The organism is Azorhizophilus paspali (genome assembly GCF_043587585.2).
Taxonomy (GTDB): Bacteria; Pseudomonadota; Gammaproteobacteria; order Pseudomonadales; family Pseudomonadaceae; genus Azotobacter; species Azotobacter paspali.
This window is the reverse complement of record NZ_CP171449.1, coordinates 3,983,645-4,006,331: the sequence shown is the minus strand read 5'-3', so window position 1 is coordinate 4,006,331 and position 22,687 is coordinate 3,983,645. Positions and strand designations below refer to the sequence as shown.

The window sequence follows — 22,687 nt, the reverse complement described above, 5'->3', positions numbered from 1 at the left end:
GAGGGGCAGGCATGGTCGCACCGTCGGCAGGCACTGCGGGTCTCGCGACCGGGCACTCGCGCATGGCGCACTCGAAAAGGCTTCCGCAAAGCGGCTTCGCGCCCCGGCGCAGCGGTGGGCCGGGCTGGTGCGGATCGCTCCCCGGATGCTTCAGAAACGGGCGGGCTGCGTATCCGCCGCTCTACCGGGCAGCGGCAGGCAGATCCGTGCCCGCAGGCCCGGGCCGGGGCGCTCGGACAGTTCCAGGCGGCCGCCGTGCTCGCGGGCGACGCGCTCGGCGATGGCCAGGCCGAGGCCGGCGCCCGGCGTCCCGCCACGGGCGTTCTCGCCACGGCGGAAAGCCTGCTTCAACGCCTCGCCGTCCCGTCCGGCGAGGCCGGCGCCGCTGTCGATCACCTCGATCCAGGCGCAGTCGCGGTCCGCGCCGCTGCGCAGGAGTACCGGCGGGCGGCCATGGCGCCAGGCGTTCTCCAGCAAGTTGGTCAGTGCCCGGCGCAACGCCGCCGGGTGCATCCGCACCGGTGGCGGCGCGCCCGGTTCCAGGCGCAGCGGCTGGCCGTGGTCGGCGTAGGCGACGGCCAGTTCCCCGGCCAGAGCATCGAGTTCGCCGAGCACCGCCGGTTCCTCGCGGCTGTCGCGGGCGAAGTCGAGGAACTGGCCGACCAGGGCATCCATTTCGGCGATGCTGCGCCGCAGGCTGGCAGCCACCTCGGGCTCGTCGTGGCCGGCGAGGATCTCCACGCCCAGGCTCAGCTTGGCCAGTGGCGTGCGCAGGTCGTGGGACAGGCCGGCGAGCATCAGGGCGCGCTCGCGTTCGTTGCGCGCCAGGCTGTCGCGCAGGCGGTTGAAACTGCGGCTGAGGCTGGCGGTTTCTTCCGGGCCGCTTTCCTCCAGCGCCGGTGGTTCGGCGCCGCGGCCGAGGCACTCGGCGGCCCGTACCACCCGGGCCAGGGGCCGGTTCAGGCGGCGCTGGATCGCCAGGGCACCGGCCAGCGCCAGCAGCCCGGCGCCCAGCGAGGCGAACAGCCAGGTGCCGCTGGACAGGCGTTCCGGCAGGATGCCCGGCACCGCCAGCCAGAGGTCTTCGCCCTCCAGTCGCAGACGTAGCACCGGGCCGCCGCCGGCCTCGCGCAGCCACTGCACTTCCAGCCCGTCACCGGCCAGGCGCTCGGCCAGACGCAGGGCGAAGCCGCGCTCTAGCGGCGGCAGCGGGGCGGGCGGCCCGTCGGCGGCGACGATGCCGCGGCCGGCCAGGGCCTGGGCGTTGAAGCGGGCGACAAAGGCTTCGCGTTGCGCCGCCGGCAGCGCCAGCAGGCCGGCGCGCAGGGCCGTCGCGTTGTGCGCCACGCCGGCGGCGATCTGTTCCAAGCGCGGTTCGAGGATCAGCCGGCGGGCCAGCAGCGCCCCGCCCAACTGGCCGAGCAGGATCAGCAGGACGATCAGCAGCAGGCTGCGGCCGAACAGGCTGCGTGGCAGCAGCCTCATGGCCGGCGCTCCGCGCCGCCATCGGGCACGAACACGTAGCCCAGCCCCCAGACGGTCTGGATGTAGCGCGGTTGCGCCGGATCGTCCTCGATCGCCCGGCGCAGGCGCATGACCTGCACGTCGATGCTGCGGTCGCTGGCCTCGTGGTCGCGGCCGCGGCTCAGCTCGATCAGCCGGTCGCGGCCGAGTGGTCGCCTGGGGTGGCGGGCCAGGGCCTGGAGCAGGGCGAACTCGCTGCTGGTCAGCGGGATGTCGCCGCCGTCGCGGCGCAGGCGGCGTTCGCCGAGGTGCAGGCTGAAGGGGCCGAAATCGATCCGCCCGTCGCCCGGCAACGGGCCGGTGTGGGCGCCGAGCATGCGCTGGCGGCGGATCAGCGCCTCGATGCGTGCCTGCAGCTCGCGCGGGTTGAAAGGCTTGGGCAGGTAGTCGTCGGCGCCCATCTCCAGGCCGATGATGCGGTCCAGCGGATCGCCGCGGGCGGTGAGCATGACGATGGGAATGGTCTCGCCCCGCGCGCGCAGGCGCCGGCACAGGGACAGGCCGTCCTCGCCGGGCATCATCACGTCGAGCACCAGCACGTCGAAGCGTTCGCGGCCGAGCAGGCGCTCCAGATGCTGGCCGCCGTCCAGGGCGCGGACCGCGTAGCCCCGATCGCTGAGATAGCGTTGCAGCAGGGCGCGTAGGTCCTGCTCGTCGTCGACCACCAGAATTCTCGCCAGGGCTTCGCCCATCTTCGTTTCTCCCGTCGGTTGCCGTGCGAGGGTGACGCAGGCGCCGCTCTCGCCGCCCGGCCGATCCATGACAAAGGGTTACAGATGCGCCCATCGCTCACCGATTGTCACGGATTGCCCGCCGCCGGCAATGCCTCGCTCATGGTTGGCGCCGATAGTAGCTCCCGCCGCCAGCCGGCGGCGTCCAGTCGAGAGGAGCCGATCCCATGAAGTCCCTGTCATCCATCTTCGCCGTGGTGTTCGTCCTGCCCATAGCCTTGGCGTTCGCCGACGCCCAGGCCGGGGAACGCCGCGTCGTCCGCGCCAATGGTCAGGGCGGCGGCAGCGCCACGCTGATCGAGAGCCATGCGGGCCGGCACGCCAGCCTATGGCGTGGCCGCGCGCTGGTCGCCGACGGCCAGGGCAACGCCCGTGCCGTTCGTGGCGTCAGCCTGCAGGGCGACGACGGCGGTAGTCTCGAACGGCATGCCAGCCGTTCGCGCACGGACGACGGAGGCCGCCAGGTCGAACGCGGCCTGTCCGTCACCGGCAGCCAGGGCAGCAGCCTGCAAAGCGGCGGCGGCCTGAGCTATTCCGCGGAGTCGGGGCTGAGCCGGAACCGCTCCACTACCGTCACCGACGCGACGACCGGCAACAGCCGGCAGAGCAGCACCGGCTACAGCCGGGACGGTGGCCTGAGCCGCAGCGTCGCCTGCCAGGACGCCAGCGGCGCCGGCATCGCCTGTCCTTCGCACTGAAACCGTCGTATTTCTTCAGGAGAAACCCCCATGCGCAATTCCTTCATTTCCCTCGTTTTCGCCGGAGCCCTCGGTGTCGCGCTCTGCGTCATGGTCGGCATCGCGCTCGCCGGGCCGGTCCGTGGCGAGCGCCTGCAGGCCGAGTTGCAGGAGCGCTTCGCCCATGCCGACCGCGACGGCGACGGCCGCCTGAGCGAGACGGAGGCCGAGGCCGGAATGCCCTTCGTCGCCCGCCACTTCGCGGCGATCGACAGCGAAGGGCAGGGCTCGGTCAGCCTGGAGCAGGTCAAGGCCTTCGCCCGGGAGCAGGTGGCCCGGCGCAAGGCCGGCCAGTAGAGGACGCCGCCATGTCCAGCGAAACGATCCGCGACACCCTGGGGCCGCAGGCGCTGCCCTGGTTCGCCATGGCCTTCCTCGTGCTGGTCGGTGTCGCCTGCGTCGAGGGGCTGGTGCGCAGCCTGCTGCGCCCCGGCTCCTACGACTGGCGGGCCAGCGCCGCCTCGTTCGCCGACGCGCTGATCCGTCGCGGCGTGGACGCCCTGGGCCTGTCCCTGGTGGCGCCCCTGTTCGTGCTGGCCTACGAGCACCGCCTGCAAAGCCTGGAGATGTCCACGCCGGTGGCCTTCGTCGCCCTGTTCCTCGGCCAGGACTTCCTCTATTACTGGTACCACCGGATGGCGCATCGGGTCCGCTGGTTCTGGGCCTCCCATTCGGTGCACCACTCGCCCGGGCAGTTGAGCCTGGCCACCGCCCTGCGCCTGGGCTGGACCGGCCGGCTGACCGGCAGCGGACTGTTCTACCTGCCGCTGGTCTGGCTGGGCTTTCCGCCGCTAGCGGTGAGCGCCGCGGTTGCGCTCAACCTGCTCTACCAGTTCTGGGTGCACGCGCCCTGGGTACCCCGGCTTGGCCCGCTGGAATGGCTGCTCAACACGCCCACCCACCACAAGGTGCACCACGCCAGCAACCCGCAATACCTGGACTGCAATTACGGTGGCGTGCTGATCGTCTTCGACCGGCTGTTCGGCACCTTCGTCGAGCATCGCCCGGAGATCCCCATCCGCTATGGCCTCAGCCGGCCGCTGCACAGCTACAACCCGCTGCGCATCGCCCTGCACGGCTGGCTGGAACTGGGCCGCGACCTGCTCCGCGCGCGCGGCCTGCGCGCCCGCCTGGGCGTGCTGGTCGGGCCGCCCTGAGGCGCGATCCGATCGTCCCGCGGGCGCCGACGGGCCGGCGATCGGCTTTATACTCGCCGCGTCCCGCGGAGCCGATGGAGGTCGACATGCTCGAATCGCTGGAAAAGATGCTCGCCCAGGGCGTGGATAGCCCGCTGCTGCGCTTCGGCCTCGGCAAGGGCTACCTGGATGCCGGCGACGCGCCGCGCGCCGCCGAGCATCTGCGCCGCTGCGTGGAACTCGACCCGAACTATTCCGCGGCCTGGAAATTGCTCGGCAAGGCGCTGCAGGCCGCCGGCGACCCGGATGGCGCTCGCCTGGCCTGGGAGCTGGGCTTGGAGGTCGCCGAGCGGCGCGGCGACCGGCAGGCGGAGAAGGAAATGACGGTGTTCCTGAAGCGGCTGGGCCGGCAGCACTGACGGCCGGTCGCTTGCGCTTTTGTCGTTTCGCTCGGGATACGGTCGACGGATCGGCCAAGGCGGCTGCCGTCCCTGGCCGGCGCCGTCACGGGCGTTTTTCGGCCAGCTCCTGCCTCGGCGACTCCCCGGCGGTCGGCGCCTCGAAGCGTCCGACGTGGCCGCTCCATTCGAGCGGCTTGCCGTCGAGTTCGGCCCGATGCGCCTTGCCGGCATCCACGTCGTCGGCGATGGCCAGGGTCAGCGTGCGGCCGTCGACCAGTTCGAGGGCGACGAGGTCGGCATCCGCCGTGTGGACATGGTGCAGCGCGGCGATCCGGCTGCGGCTGTCGGTGACCGTTTCCGCCGCCGGATCGTAGCACCCGTGCGGTTCGAGCACGGCGACGAAGGTGGCGTCGGTGGCGTTCTCCAGGCGTTCGATCAGCACCGGCTCGCGGCGCAGGTTGAAACGCGGGTCGTTGGCGCCGCTCTCGGCCAGGATGATCCGGGTGCCGGCGGGCGGCAGCATGCGGTAGGTGTAGAAGCGCTCGCCGTTGAGCCAGGTCAGGGTCGCGTTGCCGGCCTCCGGCGTGCCGCTCGCGTCCACCCACAGGTGTTGGTAGCCGTTGGCCTTGCCCAGCACCGGCCGCTCTGCCGGATAGGAGTGCAGTGGGAAGCCCACGTCGGTGATGTGCCCCGCGTAGTGCAGGGGCAGGTCGTATTGCGCCGGCTTGCTGCCCTGGACGCGCAGCAGGTCGACCACCAGCGGGCCGGCCAGGCCGTCCACCTCCAGTTGCGCCAGGGTGCGCCGGAAGCGCACCTCGGGGTAGGCGCCCTCGACTTCCGCGGTGCTGACCCGCGTCGGCCCGTCCGCCGCGAAGTACAACTGGCGGGGCGCGATGCGCTCGCCGACCTTCCACTGGCCGTCGAAGTGGCTGGTCTCGTTCACCACCAGAGTGTTGTGGGCGACGGTTTGCCGGGCCCAGCTCTGGTTCTCCCCGAGGTAGCGGCCGCCGTCCTTGGATTCGACGTTGAGAAAGCGCACCGCGCCGTAGTCGGTGACCACCGCGGCGCCATCGTCGTAGAGCATCCAGCCCAGCTTGTCGAAATGTCCGTGGCCCATGCCCTGAGCGCTGTTCTTGACGACCAGCGTCTGGCCGTGCTCGTCGATCCCGGCGCGCAGCACCGTGACGGCGCCGCCGTCGCCCGCCGGGCCGTCGCGGAACAGCCGGGAGGCGAAGGGGAAGGGCTGCGCCTTGCCCTCGGCCAGGTCGCGGGCGACCAGCAGGCCCTCGGGAGTCAGGGTGGTGTGTCCCTGCCACTGGGCGATCGACAGGAAGGTCGGGTCGCGGGTCGCGGCATAGCCGATGGCGATGGCCTGATACAGCTCGTCGGTCTTCAGGCTCTTGTCGCGCAGGGCGTCGTTGAGCGGGAACAAGTAGCCGCCCTGGGTGAGCTGGACGGTGGCGCGGATCGCCTTGAGCAGCACGCCGTCGCGGTACGCGAAGATCCTGCGCTCGGGCTCGTTGGCCTCGATCGCCTGGGCGAAGACCACGAAGGGCTCGAGGGCGTAGCGCTGGTAGTAGGGGCCTTCGCTGTAGTAACCGTCGGGCGAGAAGAGCTGCTCGATCTGGCGTAGGAAGCCGGTCCGGCCGCTCTTGTCGAGACCGTTCAGGGCCCTGGCCACCAACTCGTCGTCGCGCAGCACGTAGCCGGTCATGCCGACCGCGGCGCAGGCCCAGGTCGCGTGGTTGTGAATCAGCTCGAACACCTGCGGCTGGCCCTCCGACAGGAAGGCCGCCATCGGCCGGAACACCTGCTCGTCGATGGTCCGCCGGTCCTCGTCCGAGAGGCTGTCGCGGATGGCGTCGTAGCCCTGCACCGCATACATCAACCAGACGCTGTCGTTGAGGCTCTGCCAGAACAGCCGCCCCGGCGAGTCGACGCTGGCGGCCGGGTGCGGCCCCAGGGTCGGGTAGAGCCTGGCGTATTCCAGCAGTAGGCGGCGCGCGTAGTCGGCGTAGGCGCCATCGCCGGTGACCCGGTACAGCAGGCCGGCGGCGTAGATCGTCATGTAGTTGCGCTTGTGCTGTTCGTGGGTCGAACCGCCGCCGGGGTCGCGCGGCACCGGCACCTGGATTCCGCCGCGCCTGGCCGCCTCGACCAGTTCGGCCAGGCGCCGGCGCTCGCCGGCGAACAGCGGGTAATCGGCCTGGATCGGGCCGGAGGACCTGAACAGCACGGGGCCTGCGCCGGCGGGGGCGGCGGCCAGAGCCTCGGCCTGTCCCGCAAGCAGCATGGCGATGGTCAGGCCCAGGGTGGTCTGCAATCTTGGCATCGACAGCCTTCCTTTACGTGATTATCCGGTATGTGGCTATCCGGTCGGTCCTGCCGCCTCTATCCGGCGGCCGGATCGGCGGGGCGGGCATAGTCCCGGATGGCCTCGATGTGCACGATGGCATAACGTTCGGCGTCCGCGACATCCCGGAGCGATCCGGCCGCGGTCGGACCGCCTGTCCGCCGGTTCTTGACCGCTGGACATCGCCTGCCTCATGTGGGACGTTCGTGCCCGCCAGGCCGGAGCCGCTGGCGCGTCCGCCGTCCGCGTGCCATCGTTGCGCCCCCCCGTGCGGCGGACCGGCGGCCTCATTCCCCCCGCCCGTCCGCCCGTCGTCCCGATTTCGCCGCCGGCTATCGCCGTGGCGCGTGCGAAGGGGATTCCGCGCGGCGTTCGGCGTATGTTCAGTTCCACAGCCTTCGGGAGCTTGCAGCAGTCATGACCAATCCCCTCCATTTCGATCTGCAGTCGCTGCGGGTGTTTCTCCTGGCCGCCGAGCTGGGCAGCCTGACCCGGGCGGCGGAGCGCGCCCACCTCACCCTGTCGGCAGTGAGCAAGCGCATCTGCGATTTGGAGAAGACCATCGATTGCCCCCTGTTCGTCCGCCAGCCGCGCGGGCTCGAACTGACGCCGGCCGGCCAGGAACTCCTGGAGCACACCCGCACCATCCTCGACAACGTCAACCGCATGGCCGCCGACATCGGCGAGTTCGCCACCGGCGTGCGTGGCCATCTGCGCCTGTGGGCCAACACCTCGGCGGTGCTGCAGTTCCTACCGGACGATCTGGCGGCCTTCCTCGGCGAGCGGCCGCAGGTGCGTATCAGCCTGGAGGAGCGGCTGACCGAGGAGATCATCGCGGCGCTGGACAGCGAGCGGATCGACCTCGGGGTGTTCGCCGACAACCTGCCGGCGCCGACCCTGCAACTGCGCCCCTACCGGCAGAGCCGGCTGGTCCTGCTGGTGCCGGTCGGGCACCCGCTGGCCAAGTTCGGCCGGATCGCCTTCGTCGACACCCTGGCCTACGACCACATTGGCCTCGCCCACGGCACCTCGCTGCTGCGCCTGCTGATCGACTCGGCGGTGACCGCCCAGCGAATCCTGCGTTTGCGCATGCAGGTTGGCAGCTTCGACGCCATCGGCCGGATGGTCGAGGCCGGCCTGGGGATCGGCGTGGTGCCCGATGGCGCGGTGCACGGCGAACGCCTGAAGGCCGGCCTGCGCGCCATCCCGCTGACCGACGACTGGGCTAGCCGCACCCTGTGGGTCGGCGTGAAGTCGGAAGAGACACTGCTGCCCGAAGCGCGCGAGCTGTGGCAGTTTCTTTTGCGGGCGGGGGAGGGCGGTCTGGCGCGGTGATCGGCGGCGGCGGGGGCTCGTTCATGGGATGAGCGCATCAACACTTTTTACGTGCAGAACAATTACCCCTTGCAAGATATTCATGCCGAATTGGAGCGTGTCGAGGGCGGTTTTGGTGTAACTCCCTTTGAACACTTCAATGGCTTACTCTTACTGTGTCATAAAGCTAAACGTTCATCTGCTCGCTATTTTTCCGTCCGCAGCACGGACAACGATCAAGACGGCTCGCCAGGCGCTGGGCGATCAGCCAGCGCAAGGTCGTGATCGCGTTGGGTTGATGACGCTGGGGCCGCTGAGCGGCCCCGCGGAACGTACTCTTGGGGTAAGGCAGATGGCGGGCGGAGTGTGGCGTTTTTTGGGTGTCAGGATGACGCAGGCGCTCGGCCACCAGAAAGCGGGAATCGCACAGATGATCGAGGTAAGCTTCGAAGCGCTGTTCCATCCGTTATCCGTTCTCTCGTGGAATCCAATCGGCTGTTGGGATGAACGTATTCTCCCCGATTCCTTATGAAACAGTAAGATTAATGGGGTGGCGGTGTCCGGTTTGATAGGGGCAAGTCCAGGGAAAGCACCCTTCGGGCTTTCCGGTCCGGGCGCCACTCCCGCCTCGGCGACCCCCACCGGCCAGGACAATAGGCTTCGCTCTGTCCGGCGATGCGAGCGCTTCGCCTAGCAGCACGCGCCCCTATATCATGGACAGACATCCACCTCGCTCCCGAAGCGTACGCACAACCCTGGCGCACAGGCGCAAGAGACTCCTACATGTTTGACGGCATAGTCGATTTCATCGCGCAGACGGGTTACCTCGGCGTATTCCTCCTGATGGTCCTGGAAAACATCTTCCCGCCCATTCCCTCCGAACTGATCATGCCGCTGGCCGGCTTCGCCGCCGCCAAGGGCGAACTGAGCGCCTTCGGCGTGCTGCTGGCGGGGACGGCGGGCTCGGTATTCGGCGCATTGCCCTGGTACTACGCCGGCTACTTCTTCGGCAGCGAACGGCTGAAGCGACTGGCCGGGCGCTTCGGTCGCTGGATGACCATTTCCCCGCGAGAAGTGGACAGCGCCTCCGCCTGGTTCGAACGCCATGGCTGGAAGGCCACGCTGTTCGGCCGGCTGATCCCGGCGATCCGCACCCTGATCTCGACGCCCGCCGGCATGGTCGCCATGCCCATGCGCGCCTTCCTGCTCTATTCGACGCTCGGCTCGCTAGTATGGATAACCGCGCTGACCGTCGCAGGTTACATGCTGCACGGGCAATATCATGTGGTCGCCGACTACATCGACCCGCTGTCCAAGGTAGTGGTGCTGGCAGTGGTCGGCCTGTATCTGTACCGCCTGGTCACCCACAAGGAAGAGAAGCCCCAGGCCTGAGCTGGCGTCCCCACTGGCCCGCCGTCCGCTCCGATTGGCGACGGGCCTCCTCATCCCTTGATGCACACCAGCGGCCGCAGCCGCGCCACCCGCACCGCCAGTCCCGCCCGTTCGGCCGCCTCCACCACCGCACCGACGTCCTTGTAGGCCAGCGGCGCCTCCTCGGCCACGCCGCGCAGGCTCGGGCTGCGGATCAGGATGCCGCGGGCGGCCAATTCGTCCACCACCGAGCGTCCCTGCCAGCGGCGCAGCGCCTCGTGACGGCTCATCGCCCGGCCGGCACCGTGGCAGGCCGAGGCGAAGGCGCGCGCCCCGCTACCGGCCGCTCCGGCGAGAACCCAGGAAGCGGTGCCCATGCTGCCACCGATCAGCACCGGCTGGCCGACCTGGCGGTACTCCACCGGCAGCTCGGCGTGCCCGGCGGCGAAGGCGCGGGTCGCACCCTTGCGGTGGACGAACAGCCGCCGGCGCTGGCCGCCGAGGACATGCCACTCCTCCTTGCAGGTGTTGTGCGACACGTCGTAGAGCAACGGCAGGCGGATGCCGGGAAACAGTTCGGCGAAGGCCTGCCGAGTCAGTCGGGTGAGGATCTGCCGGTTGGCCAGCGCGCAATTGATCGCCGCGCGCATGGCGCCGAGGTAACGCCGGCCCAGCTCGGAATCCAGCGGCGCACAGGCCAACTCGCGGTCCGGCAGGGCGATGCCCGCCCGCGCGGCGGCGATCACCATGGCACGCAGGTAGTCGGTGCCAATCTGGTGGCCCATGCCCCGCGAGCCGCAGTGGATGGTCGCCAGCACGTCGCCCTCGGACAAGCCATAGGCCCGGGCCGCCCGGATATCGAACAGTTCGTCGACTACCTGCACTTCCAGGTAGTGGTTGCCCGAGCCGAGAGTGCCCATCTCGTCGCGCTGGCGCTTCTTCGCCTGCTCCGAAACAGCGGCAGGATCGGCGCCGGTCATGCGGCCGGACTCCTCGATGCGCGCCAGATCCGCCTCGTCGCCGAAACCCGCCTCGACCGCCCACTTCGCACCGCCGAGCAGCATGGCATCCATCTGCCGGGCCGACAGGCGCAACGTCCCGGTGCTGCCGAGCCCGGCCGGGATGCGCCGGTAGAGCACATCGGCCAGACGCGGCTTGAGCGCTTCCAGGTCGGCCAGCTTGAGTCCGGTATGCAGGCTGCGCACCCCGCAGGAGATGTCGAAGCCCACCCCGCCGGCCGACACCACCCCGCCCTCCCCGGCATCGAAGGCCGCCACTCCACCGATCGGGAAACCGTAGCCCCAGTGCGCATCGGGCATGGCATAGGCGGCTTCGACGATACCCGGCAGGCTGGCGACATTGGCGATCTGCTCGCCGACCTTGTCGTCCATCGACTCGACGAGCGCCTGCGAGGCGAAGATCACTCCCGGCACGCGCATCCGTGCACTGGCCGGCAGCTCCCATTCGAAGGGGCCGCGCTGGCGAAACTTCGAGAGATTCATCGCTCGCCTCCCGCCTGCCCTCGATGGGAGCATGGCCTTTTCAGCATAGCCGTCGCCCGGCGACGGCAGCGAAAACCCTCGCTTCAGCTCAGCAACCCGCGTGCCGCCGCGACTATGCCCGGCACCTGCGGCAAGGCCGCCTCCTCCAGATGCTTGGCGTAGGGAGTCGGCACCTCCAGACTGCACACCCGCGCAGGCGGCGCATGCAGTTCGTGGAAATCCCGTTCAACGACGCGCGCGATGATCTCGGCGGCCAGGCTGCCGCTGCGCCAACCCTCGTCGACCACCAAAAGACGGCGGGTCTTGCACACCGAGGCCATGATCGCGGCGTCGTCCAGCGGATGCAGTACACGCAGGTCGAGCACCTCGGCGGAGATGCCCTCGCCGGCCAACTGCTCGGCCGCCGCCAGCGCTTTGCCGAGGGTGCCGCCGTAGGCGACCAGGGTCAGGTCCGAGCCCACGCGGCGTACCCGCGCCGAATGGATGTCCACCACCGCGTGCTCGTCCAGCTCGCCCTCCAGGTCGTACAGCGCGCAGTGCTCGAAGATCAGCACCGGGTCGGGGTCCTGCAATGCCGGCCAGAGCATGCCGCGGGCATCCTCCAGGGTCGCCGGGACGAGGATCTTCAGGCCGGGGATGCGCGCGTACCAACCCTCCAGGCTGTGCGAGTGCTGCGCCGCCAACTGGCGTCCGGCGCCGGTCGCTATGCGCAGCACCAGCGGCACCGAGAACTGCCCGCCGGACATGTGCCGCAGGGTCGCGGCGGTATTCATCAACGGTTCCAGCGCCAGCAGGCTGAAGTTCGCCGTCATCACCTCGACGATCGGCCGCATGCCGCCCAGCGCCGCGCCGATACCGGCGGCGACGAAAGACAGCTCCGACAGCGGCGTGTCGCGGATGCGCCGCTCGCCGAACTCCTCGAGCAACTCCCTGGACACCGCATGGGTGCCGCCGTAGCGGCCGATATCCTCGCCCATCAAAAATACCTGCGGATCTCGGCAAAGCGCCTCGCGCAGGCCCTGGCGCAGTGCTTCGCGGTAGCTGACGCGGCTCATTGGGTCCAGTCCGAGGCGTAGACATCGCGTAGCAGGTCCTCGACCGGCTCCAGGCTGCCGGCCTCGGCGAAGGCCACCGCAGCCTCCACTTCGGCCACCGCCTCGGCCTCCAGGGCGTGGCGGCCCGCCTCGTCGAGCAGCCCCTGGGCCTCGAGTTGAGCGCCGTAGGTGTGGATCGGTCCGCGCTTCTTCCACGCCTCCACTTCGGCCTTGTCGCGATACGGCTCGGGATCGGCCATCGAACGGGCGCGGAAACGATAGGTACGGAACTCGAGAAAGCAGGGGCCGCAGCCCGCCTGCATCTGCCCCAGCGCCGCGCGGGTCGCCTCATGCACGGCGACCACATCCATGCCGTCCACCGAGCGGGCCGGCACCTTGAAAGCATGGACCTTGGCGCACAGGTCGGTCTGCGCCTGCGAACACTCCAGGGAAGTGCCCATGGCGTAAAGGTTGTTCTCGCAGCAGAACAGCACCGGCAGCCGCCAGAGCGCGGCCAAATTGAGCGACTCGGCGGCAACGCCCTCGGCCAGCGCGTCCTCGCCGAAGAAGCAGACGGTCAGCCGCTTGCTGTCCCGCATGCGTTCGGCCAGCGCCAGCCCCACCGCCAGCGGCAGGCTGCCGCCGACGATGGCGTTGCCGCCGAAGAAGCGGGTCTTCGCATCGAACAGGTGCATGGAACCGCTACGCCCGCGCGAGCAGCCCTCCCGGCAACCGTACATCTCGGCCACGATCGCGCGCATCGGCACGCCCTTCAACAACGCATGGCCATGCTCGCGGTAGGTCGCGACCACCGCGTCGTCCGCCGCCAGGGCGTGCAGCACGCCGACCGCGATCGCCTCCTGGCCGATGTACAGATGCAGGAAACCGCGAATCTTGCCCTCGCCATACAGCTCGGCGGCGCGCTCTTCCAAGTAGCGGATGCGCAGCATGTCCAATAGCAACTGCCGCGCGAATTCGGCGGGATAGGGTACCGACAGGCTCATACGGACTCTCCAGGGTCGAGGTGTCGCCATTGGGCAGCCCCAATTCACGGGCCTCGGGCAGGCGCCGCATCGGCGTGCCGTCGCGGGTGCGCGGCAGACCCGGCGGGAAATCCAACGTCCTGGGCGCCACCGCCGCTCCCAGGTACTTACGTGCTGGCCGGACAATTCGTCGCACAGCACGGTGCCGGCCGCGAAGCCATCCCAGGGCGGGACGAAAAACTTCGCCGTCTTGCCGAAAACAGGGGTCTAGCTTGCCGATCACCGCCGCCTTGGCTACCGCCGGGTGTCGAGCCGTGCGCTCTTCACCTCGAAGGGGCCGATCACATCGCCGGCAGACTTGATAACGTCATCACAGCGGCCGACTAACCAGTAATAGTCGTCGCCGTCGCGGTGGGCAAGGTCGCTGCCTGGCTGGCGGCCGCCGACGAAACGGCGCCGCCTCCCGGTTCGCGCCATGGCGGCCCGGCGGCAAATGCCGTCGCCTGCGCGTTCGCCTGCTCTTCGCACATACCGCGAAACCGCTCATCAGAAAGCGCCGCCGTCGCCTTCGATCGCCGTTCGCGGACGGACGGGCAGGACATGGCCGGGGCCAGGAGGCAGCGAGCAGGTTCGCCAGGATCCGCGCGGCCGGCATGCCGTACCGCGCCGCATGGGCGATACGCCGGGAGATCGGCCGGCGATGCCGATGGTGGGTCGACCAGCGGCGAGCGCACGACCTGTAGCGACTACAGGGTCGAACGGCTAAAGTCGAAGCAGGCACAAGCGCGAACAGAGGTCGAAAGATCGCAATGAAAATCGGGGAACTGGCGAAAATCACCGAAACTTCGGTGGAAACCATCCGCTACTACGAGCGTGAGGGCCTGCTGGCCGCGCCGGCCCGCACGATGGGCAACTTCCGCATCTACATGGGCGCGCATGTCGAAAGGCTGTCGTTCATTCGCCGTTGCCGCCTGCTGGACATGACCCACGAAGAGATTCGGGCACTGCTCCGTTTCAAGGACGATCCCCGCCAGGACTGCGCCGATGTGAACAGCCTCCTCGATGCGCACATCGCCCACGTGTCCGCGCGCATCCACGAACTCCGCCAGCTCGAGGAACAACTCAAACGCCTGCGCGAGTGCTGCAGCGAGCCGAGCGAGGCCGCGCGCTGCGGCATTCTGCGCGAGCTGTCGCAGCCGCTGGCGGAGGACCGGACGCGGGGAGGCAATCGTGTGACCGGCTCGCATCCGGGCAAGCTCGCTCAATGAAGTCGCCGCCGCGCTCGCCACGGCGGCCGGCATGCACGGCGAGGACTCTACCGGGCGGCTGGTCCAGACTGCCCGGATGACCGCCACCGCCAGGCACCGGCCATCGGAGCAGCCATGAACGACCAGGACGAAGTCATCGCCTTCCTTTCCCGCCCTGCCAGCTACGGCGCGCCCGACGGCCGCGTCGAGCGCATCGACAGCCACGGCTCGCTGGTCTTCCTGCACGGCGGGCGCGCCTACAAGCTCAAGCGCGTGGTCGCCTACGCGGCCCTCGACTACCGCAGCCTGGGCAGCCGCGAACGCGCCTGCCGCGCCGAACTGCGCCTGAACCGGCGCACCGCGCCGCAGCTATACCTGGCCGTGCGCTCGATCAACCAGGCGGCGGACGGCAGCCTGCGCTTCGACGGCGCCGGGCCGGTGCTCGACTGGGTGGTGATGATGCGGCGTTTTCCCCAGCAGGCGCTGTTCGAGCGCATGGCCGTCGCCGGGCATCTGACGGAGGCGCTGATGGAACGCCTGGGCGCGGAGATCGCCCGCTTCCACGCCGGCGCCGAGATCGCCGCGCAGTTCGGCGGCCCACTGGCGGTACGACTGGTCATCGAGGAAAACCACCGGGAACTTCGCCGCTACCCCGACCTGCTCGACCACGGCGCCCTGGCCGCCCTGCACCGCGCCGCGCTGGCCGAACTCGATGCCCAGGCCGGGGAACTCGACCGCCGCCGCCGCGAGGGCCGAGTGCGGCGCTGCCACGGCGACCTGCGGCTGGCCAACGTCTGCCTGTTCGACGGCCGGCCGACACTTTTCGACGGCATCGAATTCAGCGACCGGCTGATCTGCATCGACGTGCTCCACGATCTCGCCTTCTTGCTGCTCGACCTCCAGCATCACGGCCTCGACGCGCTGGCGACGCGCCTGCTGCGAAGCTACCTGGCGCATGCCGGCGAAGCCGAAGACTGCCGTCCGCTGCCGCTGTTCCTCTCCCTGCGCGCCGCCACCCGCAGCTTCACCCTGGCCTGCGGCGCCCGTCGCCAGCACGACCCGGCGCTGGCCGCCGACAAGGCTCGCCAGGCCCGCGTCCTGCTCGCCAGGGCCGCGGCCTGCCTGCGCGGCGACGGTCTGCCTTGACCGCACGAACGACCGGGCGGGCACAATATCCAATTTCTACCGATAATCAGGAGCCACCCATGTCCACGGACCTTCCCCTGCTCTTCGCCCTGCACGGCAGCGAGGACTACGCCGCCCGCGTCGCGCGGCGCCTCGGCCTGGGCTTGGCCGCCCACGAGGAGCGCGAGTTCGAGGACGGCGAGCACAAGAGCCGCGCGCTGGAGCCGGTCGAGGGCCGCAAGGCGGTAGTCTTCCACGCGCTGCACGGCGACGACCAGCACAGCGCCAACGACAAGCTCTGCCACCTGCTGTTCTTCTGCGCCGCGCTGAAGGACGCCGGCGCCCGCCGCGTGCAGGTGGTCGCGCCATACCTGTGCTATGCGCGCAAGGACCGCCGCACCAAGTTCCAGGACCCGATCGTCACCCGCTACGTCGCCGCGCTCCTCGAAAGCTGCGGAGTGGACCGGCTGACCACCCTGGAAGTGCACAACGTCGCCGCCTTCGACAACGCCTTCCGCGTGCCCAGCCACAATATCGAGGCCGCCGCCCTGTTCGCCGCGCACTTCGCCCCGCTCGTGGGCGCGACGGAAGTGGTCGCGGTATCGCCCGACGCCGGCGGCGCCAAGCGCGCCGAGCAGTTCCGCCAGGAACTGGAAGCGCGCATCGGCCGTTCGGTGGGCAGCGCCTTCATGGAGAAATACCGCAGCGACGACCGGATCAGCGGTTCGCTGCTGGTCGGCGAGGTGCGCGGCAAGGTGGCGATCGTCGTCGACGACCTGATCAGCACCGGCGGCACCCTGCTGCGTGCCGGCCAGGCCTGCCAGGCGGCCGGCGCCAGCCGGCTGTTCGCCGCCGCCGCCCACGGCCTGTTCACCGGCGGCACGGAACTGCTCGACAGCCCGGTGTTCGAGCGCATCGTGATCTGCGACAGCGTGCCGCCGTTCCGCCTGCCGGCGGAGCTGGCCGCACGGCGCCTGGAGATCCTCGACTCCACGGCGGACGTGGCCGCGCGGCTGGCCGGTGAATACCGCCTGGCGCCGATGGCGGAGTTGCCGGCATGAAGCGCCTGCCGCCCATCGGCGAGAACGACCTGCTGCTGGTGATCGACCTGCAGAACGACTTCTGCGCCGGCGGCGCCCTGGCCGTGCCGGGCGCCGACGAAGTGGTGCCGACGGTCAACCGCCTGGCCGAAGACTTCGCCCACGTGGCGCTGACCCAGGACTGGCACCCGCCGGGCCACCGGAGCTTCGCCAGCAGCCATCCGGGGCGCCGGCCGTTCGAGAGCGTCCGGCTGGACTACGGCGAGCAGACCCTGTGGCCCGACCACTGCGTGCAGAACAGCCACGGCGCCGAACTCCACCCCGCGCTGGACATTCCCCATGCCGAGCTGATCCTGCGCAAGGGTTACCGCGCCGAGGTCGACTCCTATTCGGCGTTCCACGAGAACGACCGTTGCACGCCCACCGGCCTGGCCGGCTACCTGCGCGAACGGGGCCTGCGCCGGCTGTTCCTCGCTGGCCTGGCCACCGACTACTGCGTGCACTACACCGCGCTGGACGCGCGCCTAGCGGGCTTCGAGACGCTGCTGCTGAGGCAGGCCAGCCGTGCCATCGACCGCGACGGCTCCCTCGCCGCGGCATTGCAAGCGATGCGCGCGGCCGGGGTGAAGATCCTCGACTAGCCCTTCCCAGGCCAGGGAGTCCGCAGGCAGGGAAACCACCGTCGGTCGTTTCCACCTGCCGCGCATGGAAGGGCCCGAAACGGAAAACGCTGCGCGGTTTTCCGTCCCGCGGGCGACACGAGCGACGCCGCCGTCACAGCCCGGCCAGCCGGTCGGCCCGCTCCGCCAGGTCGCGCAGCGCCTCGCTCACCGCCACCGGATAGGGCGGCGCTGGCTCCAGCGCTCGCAGTGCCGCCGGCAGGGTGTCGAGCTGGCGCAAGGCATAGGCGCGCACCTCCTGCAGCGACGGCGAAGGCGCTAGGCGCCGTCCGTCGCACATCACCGGCCGGATCAGCGCCTGCCCCTCGCCCGCCTCGCCCTCCAGCATCAGGCTGTCGCCACGGCAGTGGCCGCTGTCGTCGTAGCGCCGCCAGACCTGTTTGCGCCCCGGCCAGGTACTCTTGCCCTCCGAACGCTTGCGCCGCGGCTGGCCGGCGTACTCCTGCAGCTTGTAGACGCAGTCCAGGTACGGCACGTCGCTGGAGGTATCCAGCCGGGTGCCGACGCCGAAGCCGTCGATCGGCGCGCCCTCCGCCAGCAGCCGGCGCACCTCGTATTCGTCCAGGTTGCCGCTGGCGAAGACGGTCGCATCGCCCAGCCCGCCACGGTCGAGGATGGCGCGCACCCGGCGGGCATGCTCGCCAAGGTCGCCGCTGTCCAGGCGCACCCCCTGGACACGGATGCCGGCCGCGGCCAGGCGCGGCGCCAGCTCGACCACCTTGCGCGCCGCCGCCTCGGTGTCGTAGGTGTCGATCAGCAACACTACCGACTGCGGCAGGCTGCGGGCGAAGTGCTCGAAGGCCTCGGCCTCGTCGAGGTGGGCCTGGACGAAGGAATGCGCCATGGTTCCGGCCAGCGGAATGCCGAACTGCGCGCCGGCCAGTACCGTGGCGCTGGCCTGGAAGCCGGCCAGGTAGCTGGCGCGGGCGGCGAGCAGCCCGGCCTCGGCGCCGTGGGCGCGGCGCAGGCCGAAGTCCACCAGGGGCCGGCCCGACGCCGCCAGCGTCAGCCGCGCCGCCTTGCTGGCGATCAGCGTCTGGAAATGCAGCAGGTTGATCAGCCGCGACTCGACCAGTTGCGCCTCGGGCAGGGGCGCGACTACCCGCAGGACCGGCTCGTCGGCGAAGAACGGCGTGCCCTCGGCCATGGCCTGCACCTCGCCGGAAAAGCGCAGCCCGGCCAAGTAGTCGAGAAAGGTTGGACGGAACAGGCCCAGGCCGCTCAGCCAGTCGAGTTCGGCCTGGGTGAAATGCAACTGCTCCAGGTAGTCGAGCACCTGTTCCAGTCCGGCGGCCAGGTAGAAATTGCGGCAGGCCGGCGGCTTGCGGGCGAAGAACTCGAACACCGCGCCGTCGAGCATGTCGCGCTCGACATAGCCCTGCAGCATGGTCAACTGGTAGAGGTCGGTGAGCAGCGCGCCGGGGGCGGGCAGATATGGCGGATCGTGCGGCATGGGTATTCTCCCGTGCGAGTGATGGCGGGTCCGACGGCCGGTCGCCGCGGCCCGTCACCGGCCGGCCCGGACGGGCCAGACTGGAAAAAGAACGCGATAGAACCGGGAGACGCGCATGTCCAGCACTAGGCTCTTTCTCGCCGGCGACCTGATGACCGCCCGCGGCATCGACCGCATCCTGCCGCATCCCGGCGACCCTTTCCTCCACGAAGCTTACGCCAGATACGCCGACGAGTACGTGGAACTGGCCGAGCAGCGCAACGGCCCCATTCCCCGCCCGGCGGACTTCGCCTACGTCTGGGGCGTGGCCCTGGACGAGTTCGAGCGGCGGCGCCCGCAGGTGCGCCTGGTCAACCTGGAAACCGCGGTGACGGCGCGCGGCCAGCCGCAGCCCAAGGGCATCAATTACCGGATGAACCCGGCCAACCTGCCGGTGCTGGCGGCGGCCGGCCTGGACTGTTGCGCGCTGGCCAACAACCACGTACTGGACTGGGGCGAGGAAGGCCTGCTCGATACCCTGCGACATCTCGACGCCGCGGGCCTGCGCCATGCTGGCGCCGGGGTCGACCGCCGGCACGCCGAGGCGCCGGCGATCCTGCCGCTGGCTGACGGCGGACGCCTGCTGGTGTTCGCCTTCGCCGGTCCGGGCTGCGGCGTGCCGGGGCGCTGGATGGCCGGCGCGCGGCAGCCGGGCGTCGCCCTGCTCGCCGACTTCTCGGCCGACAGCCTGCAACGGGTGACGAAGCGCATCCAGGCGGCAAAACGGCCCAGCGACCGGGTCGTAATCGCCTTGCACTGGGGCGGCAACTGGGGCTTCGGCATTTCTCCCGAGCAACAGCGTTTCGCCCACGCGCTGATCGACACGGCCGGTGCCGACCTGATCCACGGTCACTCCTCGCACCACATCAAGGGCATCGAGGTATACCGCCAGCGGCTGATCCTCTATGGTTGCGGCGACCTGCTCGACGACTACGAGGGCATCGGCGATCACGATGCCTGGCGCGGCGACCTGGGTTTGCTGTACTTCGCCGACCTGGACGCCACCGGCCGCCTGCAAGCCCTGGAACTGGTACCGACCCGCCAACGACGCTTCAGCCTGCACCGTGCCGAGGGCGAGGACCGCCGCTGGCTGCAGGACACCCTGAGGCGCGAATGCGCGCGCTTCGGCTGCGGCCTACACGACGGCGGGGAAGGTGCTCTGCGCCTCGACTGGCCGGCGACGGCCTAGGGGTCTGCTAACACTACTCTCCGCGAGCCGCGTTGCTGCGCCAAATGGCGCCAGGCCGGGCCGCGATCGGCGTGGCGCGGGACGCAGGGAATGGCATTGCCTTGCCAAGTCCCGCAACGACGCATGGCGCCATTTGCCGCGCAGCCTGGGCGGCCCCACCCGCAGGGACGGGCCTGTTTTTGCGCGGTGCGTCGTTGCTCGTCGTTCGTTTGGAATGACCGAACTTCTCTGCTCGCGCCTAACCCCGCGCAAAAACAGGCTCCGTCGCGGCCGCGCGGAGTCGTGTTAACAGGGCCTAAGCCTCTTGCCGGGCCGCAGGCGATGCACGCGGCGGGGAGAAAACCCTCGCGCAGCGATCTTCCTCCGGCGATACCGCGTTCCGCAGCGCTTTCCCGGCGACGAAACCCGCCATTGGTGATTTCAAATCACAGTTGCTGTTCCGCTTGCCGGCTTAATCCCGCCGACGGCTTCGCCGATACTGCCCGCCATCCCGGCCGCCCGCTCTGCGACGGCCCCGACCCTTTGTGCGGAGAAACTCCATGAAGATCCTGTTGATCAACGGCGGCCAGCGCTTCGCCCATTCGGGCGGGCGCCTCAACGACACCTTGCATGAGGCGGCGCGCGTCCAGCTCGCCGAACTGGGCCATACGCTGGAGGAAACGCGCATCGCCTCCGGCTACGACATCGAGGCGGAAGTGCGCAAGATCCTCTGGGCCGACGCCCTGATCTACCAGATGCCCGGCTGGTGGATGGGCGCGCCCTGGACGCTGAAGAAGTACCTCGACGAGGTGTTCACCGCCGGCCACGGCAGCCTCTACGCCAACGACGGGCGCAGCCGCCAGGACCCGAGCCGCCACTACGGCAGCGGCGGCCTGCTGCAGGGCCGCCGCTACATGCTGTCGCTGACCTGGAACGCGCCGCAGGCCGCCTTCGACGAGCCGGGCAATTTCTTCGAAGGCCGCGGCGTGGACGGCGTCTACTTCCCCTTCCACAAGTCGCAGGAATTCCTCGGCATGCGGGGCCTGCCCACCTTCCTCGCCACCGACGTGATCAAGGCGCCCGACGTGGAGCGCGACATCCGCGCCTACCAGGCGCACCTGAACGAGGTGTTCGGCAAGGCCTGATCCGCCCCCGCGGTCTGGACGGGACTCCGTTCAGACATCCACCACCGCCTGCGCCAGCCAGCGGCCGTCGGCCCGGCGAGCCACCTTCAGCTCGCAGAACGACACACCCTTGACCTCCGCCGCCGGCTGGTGGCGCGCCACCTCCACAGGCTCGCCGCGGACCGTGGCGCGCAGGCGGCTATCCTCGATATGCACCGCGAAGCGCGAGAACAGCAGGCGCCGGGTGGCCATCTCGAACACCAGTGCATTCAGCCAGTCCACCAGCAGCAGTTCGAGATCCGGCGCCGCGCACTGGATCTTCAGCGTTTCGCGCGGCGCCACCGCTTCCGGATCGCAGATCGTCGCGGTCAGCGCCGTCGCCGCCTCGGCGAAGGCTTCGGCCGGGGTCGCGCCGATGCCGCGCACACCGATATCGGCTTCGTGGGAAAAGGTCTGCCAGGACATGGACCGCCCGCTCTTGCCGGGGGAATCCGCTCAGCCTAGAACAACTTCGCCTTCTCCTCTTCGGGGAGAGGGAAAACAGGCGCATCGGCCCACTCACTCTTGCTCCCGTTCGAGCAGCGCGCGCTTGCGCTCCACGCCCCAGCGGTAGCCGCCCAGCCCGCCGTCGCGACGCACCACCCGGTGGCAGGGAATCGCCACGGCCAGAGCGTTGGCGGCGCAGGCCCCGGCCACCGCGCGCACCGCTCGCGGCGCGCCGACCAACTCCGCCACCTCGGCGTAGTCGAGGGTGGTTCCCGGCGGAATCCGCCGCAGCACCTCCCACACCCGCATCTGGAAAGCCGTGCCGCGAATGTCCAGCGGCAGGTCGAGGCCGAGTCGGGACGCCTCGACGAAGCCCACCACCTGGGCGACCAGCTCCTCGAAGCCGGCATCGGCACCGATCAGCTCGGCCGCATGGAAGCGCTCGTGCAGGTCGCGCAGCAGCGCCTCGGGGTCGTCGCCCAGCAGGACCGCGCAGATCCCGCGCTCGCTCTGCGCGACCAGGATGGCGCCCAGCGAGCATTGGCCGACTGCGAAGCGGATCGCGCGGCCGGCGCCGCCTTTGCGGTAGCTGCCAGCGCTCATGCCGAGCGACGCGTCGGCCTGGGCATAGAAGCGCCCGCTGGAACCGTAGCCCGCCGCATAGAGCGCATCGGTCACCGGCGCGCCGCGTGCCAGCTCGCGGCGCAGGCGCTCGGCCCGCTGCGCCTCGGCATAGGCCCTGGGGCTCAGGCCGGCGATCGCCTTGAAGGTGCGCTGCAGGTGCCAGCGGCTCCAGCCGACCCGGCGCGCCAGTTCCTCCAGATCCGGCGGCCGTTCGGCGCTCTCGATGAACCGGCAGAGCGCGGCGACCTTCGCCGCCCGCTCCTGTGCCGGACTCCGACGCTCGGGCCGGCAACGCCGGCAGGGACGAAAGCCGGCCCGCTCGGCATCGAGCGCGCTGGCATAAAAATCGACGTTCTCCGGCCGGGGCCGGCGCGCCGGGCAAACGGGCCGGCAGTACACCCCCGTGGTCCTGACCGAATAGACGAAGCGCCCGTCCGCCGCCGGATCGCGCGCCAGCAGGGCGCTCCAGCGCGGATCGCGCAAGGTGCGTGCCGCCGATGGGTTCGTGGTGTGCATCGCCTTCCGTCCCCGGCCCCTTCGCGGGCCGTTCATCCACTGTCCAGCGGCACTCTAGTGCTTCGGCGCGAACGCGGCACTCCGTCTCTTGCTGTCGAA

General features: G+C 70.0%; 23 protein-coding genes. 12 read left to right on the top strand and 11 right to left on the bottom strand.

The features are described from left to right. Positions 1–150: 150 nt before the first annotated feature. Together ACGI6K_RS19420 and ompR are read right to left on the bottom strand one after the other, a co-directional pair. Entirely contained in the window at positions 151–1,485 is a 1,335-nt protein-coding gene (locus ACGI6K_RS19420; RefSeq protein WP_376944294.1) for an ATP-binding protein, read from the bottom strand. Further along, on the bottom strand, positions 1,482–2,216 hold the full coding sequence (gene ompR / locus ACGI6K_RS19415) for an osmolarity response regulator transcription factor OmpR (RefSeq protein WP_376944292.1): 735 nt from the start codon (positions 2,214–2,216) through the stop codon (positions 1,482–1,484). The genes ACGI6K_RS19420 and ompR overlap by 4 nt, the downstream gene beginning before the upstream one ends. Positions 2,217–2,422: 206 nt before the next feature. Here ompR and ACGI6K_RS19410 point away from each other — a divergent pair, with 206 nt between their 5' ends. The 4 genes from ACGI6K_RS19410 (at position 2,423) to ACGI6K_RS19395 (ending at position 4,547) form a co-directional block, all read left to right on the top strand. After that, positions 2,423–2,953 carry a hypothetical protein gene (locus ACGI6K_RS19410; RefSeq protein WP_376944290.1) on the top strand — a complete coding sequence of 177 codons (531 nt, stop codon included), beginning with the start codon at positions 2,423–2,425 and terminating at the stop codon, positions 2,951–2,953. Positions 2,954–2,983: 30 nt separating this feature from the next. Continuing rightward, positions 2,984–3,289 carry an EF-hand domain-containing protein gene (locus ACGI6K_RS19405; protein WP_376944288.1) on the top strand — a complete coding sequence of 102 codons (306 nt, stop codon included), beginning with the start codon at positions 2,984–2,986 and terminating at the stop codon, positions 3,287–3,289. Positions 3,290–3,300: 11 nt separating this feature from the next. Further along, positions 3,301–4,149, top strand: coding sequence for a sterol desaturase family protein (locus tag ACGI6K_RS19400; RefSeq protein ID WP_376944286.1), 849 nt, complete (start codon positions 3,301–3,303; stop codon positions 4,147–4,149). A gap of 86 nt (positions 4,150–4,235) precedes the next feature. Continuing rightward, positions 4,236–4,547, top strand: coding sequence for a tetratricopeptide repeat protein (locus ACGI6K_RS19395; RefSeq protein ID WP_376944284.1), 312 nt, complete (start codon positions 4,236–4,238; stop codon positions 4,545–4,547). 85 nt (positions 4,548–4,632) lie between these two features. Here the strand turns inward: ACGI6K_RS19395 and ACGI6K_RS19390 are convergent, their stop codons facing one another. After that, on the bottom strand, positions 4,633–6,861 hold the full coding sequence (locus ACGI6K_RS19390) for an alginate lyase family protein (protein WP_376944282.1): 2,229 nt from the start codon (positions 6,859–6,861) through the stop codon (positions 4,633–4,635). 438 nt (positions 6,862–7,299) lie between these two features. Between ACGI6K_RS19390 and ACGI6K_RS19385 the strand changes: the two genes are divergently transcribed. Beyond that, positions 7,300–8,217, top strand: a complete 918-nt coding sequence (locus tag ACGI6K_RS19385; RefSeq protein WP_376944280.1) for a LysR family transcriptional regulator — start codon at positions 7,300–7,302, stop codon at positions 8,215–8,217. 166 nt (positions 8,218–8,383) lie between these two features. Here the strand turns inward: ACGI6K_RS19385 and ACGI6K_RS19380 are convergent, their stop codons facing one another. Further along, the gene (locus tag ACGI6K_RS19380; protein ID WP_376944279.1) at positions 8,384–8,659 is read right to left on the bottom strand and encodes a hypothetical protein; all 276 of its coding nucleotides are present in this window, start codon (positions 8,657–8,659) and stop codon (positions 8,384–8,386) included. A gap of 320 nt (positions 8,660–8,979) precedes the next feature. On the opposite strand from ACGI6K_RS19380, the gene ACGI6K_RS19375 reads away from it, so the two are divergent. Beyond that, the gene (locus ACGI6K_RS19375) at positions 8,980–9,588 is read left to right on the top strand and encodes a DedA family protein (RefSeq protein WP_376944277.1); all 609 of its coding nucleotides are present in this window, start codon (positions 8,980–8,982) and stop codon (positions 9,586–9,588) included. A gap of 50 nt (positions 9,589–9,638) precedes the next feature. Here the strand turns inward: ACGI6K_RS19375 and ACGI6K_RS19370 are convergent, their stop codons facing one another. The 4 genes from ACGI6K_RS19370 to ACGI6K_RS19355 all read right to left on the bottom strand — a co-directional run bounded on the left by ACGI6K_RS19370 (position 9,639) and on the right by ACGI6K_RS19355 (position 13,563). Next, a complete protein-coding gene (locus tag ACGI6K_RS19370; RefSeq protein WP_376944276.1) occupies positions 9,639–11,069 on the bottom strand; it encodes an RtcB family protein in 1,431 nt (476 codons plus the stop codon). A gap of 83 nt (positions 11,070–11,152) precedes the next feature. Beyond that, positions 11,153–12,124, bottom strand: coding sequence for an alpha-ketoacid dehydrogenase subunit beta (locus ACGI6K_RS19365; RefSeq protein WP_376944274.1), 972 nt, complete (start codon positions 12,122–12,124; stop codon positions 11,153–11,155). Beyond that, positions 12,121–13,107 (bottom strand): pyruvate dehydrogenase (acetyl-transferring) E1 component subunit alpha, encoded by a 987-nt coding sequence (gene pdhA, locus ACGI6K_RS19360; RefSeq protein ID WP_376944272.1) that lies wholly within the window; start codon positions 13,105–13,107, stop codon positions 12,121–12,123. Before pdhA ends, ACGI6K_RS19365 begins: the two co-directional genes overlap by 4 nt. 273 nt (positions 13,108–13,380) lie before the next feature. Next, positions 13,381–13,563: a hypothetical protein gene (locus ACGI6K_RS19355; RefSeq protein WP_376944270.1), complete on the bottom strand. Its 183-nt coding sequence runs from the start codon at positions 13,561–13,563 to the stop codon at positions 13,381–13,383. A gap of 332 nt (positions 13,564–13,895) precedes the next feature. Between ACGI6K_RS19355 and cadR the strand changes: the two genes are divergently transcribed. The 4 genes from cadR to pncA all read left to right on the top strand — a co-directional run bounded on the left by cadR (position 13,896) and on the right by pncA (position 17,139). Continuing rightward, entirely contained in the window at positions 13,896–14,354 is a 459-nt protein-coding gene (cadR, locus tag ACGI6K_RS19350) for a Cd(II)/Pb(II)-responsive transcriptional regulator (RefSeq protein ID WP_376944268.1), read from the top strand. Positions 14,355–14,468: 114 nt separating this feature from the next. Next, on the top strand, positions 14,469–15,479 hold the full coding sequence (locus ACGI6K_RS19345; RefSeq protein WP_376944266.1) for a phosphotransferase: 1,011 nt from the start codon (positions 14,469–14,471) through the stop codon (positions 15,477–15,479). Between the two features lie 59 nt (positions 15,480–15,538). Continuing rightward, positions 15,539–16,519 (top strand): ribose-phosphate diphosphokinase, encoded by a 981-nt coding sequence (locus ACGI6K_RS19340; RefSeq protein WP_376944264.1) that lies wholly within the window; start codon positions 15,539–15,541, stop codon positions 16,517–16,519. Next, the gene (pncA, locus tag ACGI6K_RS19335) at positions 16,516–17,139 is read left to right on the top strand and encodes a bifunctional nicotinamidase/pyrazinamidase (protein WP_376944262.1); all 624 of its coding nucleotides are present in this window, start codon (positions 16,516–16,518) and stop codon (positions 17,137–17,139) included. The genes ACGI6K_RS19340 and pncA overlap by 4 nt, the downstream gene beginning before the upstream one ends. 133 nt (positions 17,140–17,272) lie before the next feature. Here the strand turns inward: pncA and ACGI6K_RS19330 are convergent, their stop codons facing one another. Next, positions 17,273–18,631: a nicotinate phosphoribosyltransferase gene (locus ACGI6K_RS19330; RefSeq protein ID WP_376944260.1), complete on the bottom strand. Its 1,359-nt coding sequence runs from the start codon at positions 18,629–18,631 to the stop codon at positions 17,273–17,275. Positions 18,632–18,746: 115 nt separating this feature from the next. On the opposite strand from ACGI6K_RS19330, the gene ACGI6K_RS19325 reads away from it, so the two are divergent. Together ACGI6K_RS19325 and ACGI6K_RS19320 are read left to right on the top strand one after the other, a co-directional pair. Next, positions 18,747–19,859 carry a CapA family protein gene (locus tag ACGI6K_RS19325; protein WP_376944258.1) on the top strand — a complete coding sequence of 371 codons (1,113 nt, stop codon included), beginning with the start codon at positions 18,747–18,749 and terminating at the stop codon, positions 19,857–19,859. 539 nt (positions 19,860–20,398) lie between these two features. Continuing rightward, complete coding sequence (locus ACGI6K_RS19320; RefSeq protein ID WP_376944256.1) at positions 20,399–20,983, top strand: NAD(P)H-dependent oxidoreductase; 585 nt, start codon at positions 20,399–20,401, stop codon at positions 20,981–20,983. A gap of 30 nt (positions 20,984–21,013) precedes the next feature. Here the strand turns inward: ACGI6K_RS19320 and ACGI6K_RS19315 are convergent, their stop codons facing one another. Continuing rightward, positions 21,014–21,427, bottom strand: a complete 414-nt coding sequence (locus tag ACGI6K_RS19315) for an archease (RefSeq protein WP_376944254.1) — start codon at positions 21,425–21,427, stop codon at positions 21,014–21,016. A 93-nt stretch (positions 21,428–21,520) separates the two neighbouring features. Next, positions 21,521–22,588, bottom strand: coding sequence for a bifunctional DNA-binding transcriptional regulator/O6-methylguanine-DNA methyltransferase Ada (gene ada, locus ACGI6K_RS19310; protein ID WP_376944252.1), 1,068 nt, complete (start codon positions 22,586–22,588; stop codon positions 21,521–21,523). Positions 22,589–22,687: the final 99 nt, after the last annotated feature.